This is a genomic window from Actinomadura xylanilytica (assembly GCF_030283145.1).
GTDB classification, from domain to species: domain Bacteria; phylum Actinomycetota; class Actinomycetes; order Streptosporangiales; family Streptosporangiaceae; genus Spirillospora; species Spirillospora xylanilytica.
The window spans coordinates 1-1,077 of sequence record NZ_JASNWE010000014.1 but is presented as its reverse complement, the minus strand read 5'-3'; the positions used below and the strand labels follow the sequence as shown (position 1 = coordinate 1,077).

Below are 1,077 nucleotides of genomic sequence, written 5' to 3'. Positions count from 1 at the left end.
TTAAGGCTGAAGCCAGCAATTTCCACATATCCACAGTTGAGGCTGTGGGTTGTGCCGTTGGGTAGCGCGAGCGAGATCGATTCAGCTACTTTCCCGGCTATGAGTGATCCCGGTGGCAGTGATTACGGTTCAGTCGTGGCGGAGCGGGTCGGTATCGGAGTGCTGACGCGTATTGTTCCGCGTGAACTGGTGGATGAGTTGGTGCTGAAGTGCGGCAGACGCGAGCAGCGGCTGCGCAAACTTCCCGCACGCGTCGTCGTCTACTTCGTGCTGGCGCTGACGCTCTTTCATGGTGATTCCTACGAAGAGGTCATGCGTAAGCTGGTCCAAGGGCTGCGTTGGCTGGGGATCTGGCGGGGTGAATGGACGATCCCGACAGCTGGTGCGCTCACCCAGGCTCGGCAGCGCTTGGGTGCCGAGGTGATGCGTGGTCTGTTCGAGCGGGTCGCCGTTCCCTGCGCGCTGCGCTCCACGAAGGGCGCTTGGCTGGGGCGGTGGCGGCTAATGGCGCTGGACGGCTTTGATGTGGAGACCTTCGACAGTCCCGCCAACGGTGACCGATTCGGTTTCTCGGGGAAAAAGAAGAACGAGAAGGGCGTGTTCCCCAAGGCGCTGGTCGTGGGGCTTGCTGAATGTGGTACGCATGCGATCGTTGCGGCTGAGTTCGGTGCGCAACGAGACACCGAAGTCGTGTTGGCGTCGCGCCTGCTGGCCACGGAGGCGATCGGCGATGACATGCTGATCATCGGCGACAAGGGGATGTACAGCTACGAGAATCTGAAGCGGATCAGGGATCGCAGTGCCGACGCTCTGTTCAGGGCGAAGATGACTAGTGATCTTCCGGTTCTGGAGTGGCTGCCGGACGGGTCGTATCTTTCATATTCGGCGGACCCGCGGCGCAAGATGGCAGCCTACGAGCGATTGCGTAAGGGTACGATCCAGATCACAGATCTTCCCGGGTTCCATGTGCGCGTCTTTGAGTATCAAGTGCTCGGTCGAGGAGACGAGGAAGAGCTCTTCACTCTGGTCACCACCATCTTGGATCCTGAGCAGGCCCCTGCGACTGAGCTGGCCGCG

Annotated in this window: 1 protein-coding gene; it reads left to right on the top strand. The window is 60.5% G+C overall.

The features are described from left to right. Positions 1 to 99: 99 nt before the first annotated feature. Positions 100 to 1,077, top strand: a 978-nt coding sequence (locus QP090_RS37485; RefSeq protein ID WP_285944588.1) for an IS4 family transposase, incomplete at its 3' end; no start/stop codon positions are given.